Below are 5,171 nucleotides of genomic sequence, written 5' to 3' on the forward strand. Positions count from 1 at the left end.
TAGTCAACCAGTGATGCAACAACTATATGAATGGCTCAACCAACATCATCTGACAGTGCCATCGAGTTCTCCCACCGCCAAGGCCATCAATTACACTCTGAAGCGTTGGCCAGCTTTAAGCCGCTATTTGGATGATGGCAATCTACCGATTTGCAATAATTGGGTCGAGGTGCGACACGAAGTCGCTTAATGAAGTTGTTCCCCCTGCGGGAACCACCCGTGTCACCGGGTGAATCTAGAAGGCTGAATAAAGAGCGCCTTCGACAATGTAACGAGGCACCGCAAGGTGCGGGGTATCAATCGTGAGAGGCGTACCCTTCTGGCAGCCATAGCCGGACAAGGGCTAGATAATCGGTATGGTGAACACATGTGAATCTGCGTAACGATCGTTAAGTTGAACGAGCGGAAATGGCTGATACGCTCGAACCAAAACGGTAATGGAGGTGGGAATTGCGTCTTTCGACTACGCATTCGTGACCCATACGCCTCCCGGTCGATAGCAGGCACCTAAGCCGATGTACTTCAGTAAGCGGAACGTGGAAATCCCGTATTACTCCCATTGGGAAAGCAGTTTGCAAAAACTGCCCATGGTGATGCGGGCGAAGGAACGAGGAAAAAGCGAATGCCAGTCTGTAATGGGTTGGATAGAGGTTGAAACATTACCCCACGCGAAAGCGGGCTGACGTCCTTATGGTCTCTCATCACAAGAGAGTGTGTAGAACCCTTTTAATGGAGGGAGAGCAAATGAATGCAGCAGTATCAGCGTGTGCACCTTCCAGCACATCGTGGGACAGCATCGATTGGATTGCTGTACAGCGTCATGTCAGAGGGCTGCAAGCGCGTATTGTGAAGGCGGTACAAGACGGCAGGCATAACAAGGCGAAAGCTTTGCAATGGCTGCTGACTCACTCGTTTAGTGGCAAAGCATTGGCCGTCAAACGAGTGTCTGAAAACAAAGGCAAAAACACGGCTGGGGTCGACAAGGTGACTTGGAATACACCCAAGGCCAAGACCGGTGCGATGATGTCGTTGAAGAGGCGAGGTTACACGCCCCTTCCGCTTCGGAGAGTCCTTATTCCGAAGAAAAATGGCAAGATGAGACCTCTCGGGATACCCACGATGAAATGCCGGGCCATGCAGGCGCTCCATCTGCTGGCTTTGGAACCCATCGCGGAGACCATCGCTGATCGGAACTCTTATGGGTTCAGACCGCAACGCTCAACCGCGGATGCTGCAGCACAGTGCTTTGGTGTGCTGTCAAGAAAAGTAAGTGCGGAGTGGGTGCTAGAGGGTGACATTCAAGGCTGTTTCGACAATATCAGCCATGACTGGATGATCGCCAACCTCCCAATGGACAAGGTGATTCTACGGAAATGGCTCAAAGCCGGTTACGTCTACCAAAGCAAGCTGTTTCCCAGTCTTTCCGGAACACCGCAAGGAGGTATTATCTCCCCGGTGCTGGCCAACATGACCTTGGACGGACTGGAAACGATGCTGGCTAAGAGGTTCTCTAACGCCAAATGGACAGGCAAAAAGCTGCAACTGGTACGGTATGCGGATGATTTCATCATCACGGGGTATTCTAAAGAGTGGCTCGAAAATGAAGTTCGCCCTGCCGTGGTTGAATTTCTGGCGGAGCGCGGTCTCGTGCTCTCTCAGGAAAAGACCAAAATCACGCACATAGGGAACGGGTTCGATTTTCTTGGGTGGAACGTACGCAAGTACAATGGCAAGCTACTGATCAAGCCGTCAAAGGCAAACATCAGTGCTCATCTCGATAAGCTGCGAGCATTAATCAATGCAAACAAAGCGACACGACAGGCCACTTTGATCGGTTTGCTCAACCCTATTCTAAGGGGTTGGGCCAACTATCATAGTTATGTCGTTGCCAAGAAGGTTTTCAACCAGGTAGACAGCGCAGTGTGGGAAATGCTCTGGCGATGGGCGGTACGTCGCCACCCTCGCAAAACACTCCGATGGGTCAAAGATCGGTATTTCAAAGTACAAGGAGCGCGTCGATGGGTGTTCTCATGTGATGAACAGTCCGCTGATGGTCGGAAGCGACAATACACATTAGTGTCTGCCTCGGACACGCCAATTGTGCGACATATCAAGATCAAGGCTGCTGCTAACCCTCATGACCCCGCATGGGATGAGTACTTCGAATCCCGATGGGGTAAAAGAATGCTGGTCTCCGCAAAGGGGCGAGCCAAGCTGTATCGGGTGTGGCTAAAACAAGGTGGTCGCTGCTGCGCCTGTCTTAAACCAGTCACCAAAGATACACCATGGCACAGCCGTCATATTGTGAAGCTAAGTCATGGTGGAACGGATGCAGTTGCTAATCTTGAGATTTACCATCTGTATTGTCCGAGGAGTGTTCAGTTTGCCAATGTCAACGATGTATAACCGGGTGCCGAATGGCGCCTTAGCAGAGGCTTGAGCCGTGTGCTGGGAAACTCGCATGCACGGTTCTTAGGGGGTTGGACGTAGGTAACTGCGTCTGACTACCCGACAATCAAATGCGACCTTGGGCCTTAGGGCGCAAGAACTGGCTGTTTGCTGGCTCGCTGCGCAGCGGCCAGCGAGCGGCGAATATCATGACATTAATCCAGTCAGCAAAGCTGAATGGGCTGGATCCGTATGCCTATTTAAGTGATGTGCTGAAAAGGTTACCGACACACAAAGTGACCCAGATTGAAGAGTTACTGCCACACCGCTGGAAATCCAACTCAAATTAAAAAATAGGCATGGGGTTCAGCGGACGCTTACTAAACAAACTCAAAACTAGATAGTTATAGGTTGAACAACTATTTTTCTATAAGAAGATATGAGAACGACTGAAAGGAGTTCGATATATCGTTCAATTCTTTTTCTTCTTTTTAAAAATTAATTAAATATTTATTAATTAGTTATATGTATTTTTTTATAATTTCTTCTTTAAGATAAAAGTTAAAAAAAGCCCTAAAAAATTGAGTTTTTTGACTGTCCCAAGACAAGGTTTTGTCTAGCCTTATTTTATAAGACTTTTTAAGCTTCCTTCAAAATCAGTTGAAAACATTGAGTTATAAAAGAATGGACCTCAGCTCGAAACTTTACGAAGTATAGCGAGTAACAACGAAGCTATGCTGAAGTAAATGTTTGAGCAACCAACCGACTGTAGGCAATAGCTACAGTAATGGAAGGAACAAAGGGCGGTCAGTAAATAGGCTTTAGGTGCTATGTCTGTGTGCGCTTATGTGTACCTAGAATCCGTACATTTTTGTTTTAAGGTTTTTGCTTTTTTCATTTTTAAAAACAATTAGTTATAAAATGTCTAAGACAAGGTTTTGTCTACAGCCTTTAAATTTTCCTTTATAAATTCACTGTAATTCGAGTATCGAATTGCAGCGAAAGCCGTATAAAACCTAAGATCAATTAAGACTGAAACCTGTCTTACTTATCCACAATTATAAATTTAAAAATAAAACAACCATTTAGCTAGACAAATAAAGGGTTTCAAGACAAAAACTAAGTCTCAAGACAAGCTATTGACATTATTTGTCTTGAAATTGTATAATCTGTCTCAAGAGGGAAGAACAGTCTTCCATAACAACAAAATATCATGAGGAATAAAAAACGTGCCAATAGGAAAAATAAGCACAGTGTTTAAAGTTTATGATGCAATGATGGGTAGCGGTAAGACTACTCAAATTATAGAAAACATTAGAACAGCAGAAAAAGATCAAAACTTTCTTTATATCACTCCATTACTTGATGAATGTCATCGTATTTCAGGTACTACATACGATCCTGAAGATACGTTAAAACGTCCTTTAATTACCACAGAAGACGATACTAGCGTTCATTACGCTTATATTGATGATGCTCCATTAAAAGAAAGACGTTTCAAGCATCCAAGCTATAAGGGCGGGAATAAAGCTGAAAGCTTGCAATACCTGTTAAAGAACAAAGAAAACGTAGTCAGTACACATCAGCTCTTTATGAACCTAACACCAAATATGTTGGATGATGCGAAAGACTATGTACTTATTATTGACGAAACAATCCAAGTCTATGATGTATATACAGAGCATTCATCTACAGAGTTAGAAGCTCTTTTCCGTTTAGGTTGGATTCATGTTGATGATGATGCTGTCACTCTTCGTTTCAATCGTGAAAAGTATGGTGATAACGGTGGTGACCCTACAGGTACGAAATACGAAAACCTAGCAACAATGTGTGATCTTGGTCAGCTCTTGTATGTGGACCAGAAGTTGATTGTTTGGGAATTGAGTATAGATACACTGAAATCTTTTAAAGAAGTATGGATTGCTACTTATATGTTTGAAGGCTCTCAGATGTCAGCGTATTTGAAATCGTATGGCGTTGAGTATGAGCTGATCCGTTTTGGTAACAAGCCTTCTCAAATTAAGCATTTAGTCACTATTTCAGATAACAAGTTTATTAATGAGATTGGTACTAAAACTACAGCATTGAGTTCAAGCCAATTCAAATCAAATAAGAAAGCTTTATGTGAGCAGTTGTCAAAAAATCTTGATAACTATTTCCGTAACCATGTTAAAGCGAAAAAGTCAGATAGACTTTGGACTTCATTTAAAGAAGCACATTCAGCAATTGCTGGATCACGCTATAAAGAAGAATGGTTAGCCTTCAATACAAAGGCAACTAACGAATACAAAGACAAAACCAACTTAGCTTACTTGATGAACCTATATCCAAATCCAATGGTTGTTAAAGCTTCAGCTATGAAGGGATTCCCTGTTAAGGAAGATGTATTCGCTCTATCTGAGATGGTCCAATGGATATGGCGTTCTGCTATTCGTGAAGGTAACCCAATCAATATTTATGTACCAAGCTCAAGAATGCGTAGTTTATTACAGCGTTGGTTAAATGATGAATTTGAAAATTCTGCTGCTGAAGATATTGAAGTTACAGAAGAAGCCGAACAGTTAGAATTAGTTTAAATTGGCTTTGTTGCACAAAGATTTGAAATGCAAAGCGCCCCTAATTGAGCCAAATTTAAGGCGTAACTTGGGTAAGTGGTCGACCTAATTCCGTAAATCTGTTAAGGACTGCTACACGTGCATGGATCTCATTCACCTGACTAGGAAAGCTTCTTGCCATTAATTTATCGCCTAATAATTTGATGCAATGCATCTTGGTTTCCACCA

2 protein-coding genes and 3 pseudogenes are annotated in these 5,171 nt (G+C 43.5%); 4 read left to right on the forward strand and 1 reads right to left on the reverse strand.

The window, feature by feature from the left end:
• The 4 genes and pseudogenes from FTT91_RS14135 to FTT91_RS14150 form a co-directional block, all read left to right on the forward strand.
• Positions 1–169 (forward strand): annotated as a pseudogene (locus tag FTT91_RS14135) (transposase); the annotation flags it as partial.
• Positions 170–744: 575 nt separating this feature from the next.
• Entirely contained in the window at positions 745–2,406 is a 1,662-nt protein-coding gene (ltrA, locus tag FTT91_RS14140; protein ID WP_180169679.1) for a group II intron reverse transcriptase/maturase, read from the forward strand.
• A 104-nt stretch (positions 2,407–2,510) separates the two neighbouring features.
• A pseudogene (locus tag FTT91_RS14145) lies at positions 2,511–2,738 on the forward strand (transposase domain-containing protein); the annotation flags it as partial.
• Positions 2,739–3,617: 879 nt separating this feature from the next.
• A complete protein-coding gene (locus FTT91_RS14150; RefSeq protein WP_180169680.1) occupies positions 3,618–4,964 on the forward strand; it encodes a hypothetical protein in 1,347 nt (448 codons plus the stop codon).
• A 55-nt stretch (positions 4,965–5,019) separates the two neighbouring features.
• Here the strand turns inward: FTT91_RS14150 and FTT91_RS14155 are convergent.
• Positions 5,020–5,171, reverse strand: a pseudogene (locus tag FTT91_RS14155) (IS5/IS1182 family transposase); the annotation flags it as partial.

Source organism: Acinetobacter sp. YH12021 (genome assembly GCF_013420145.1).
GTDB classification, from domain to species: domain Bacteria; phylum Pseudomonadota; class Gammaproteobacteria; order Pseudomonadales; family Moraxellaceae; genus Acinetobacter; species Acinetobacter towneri.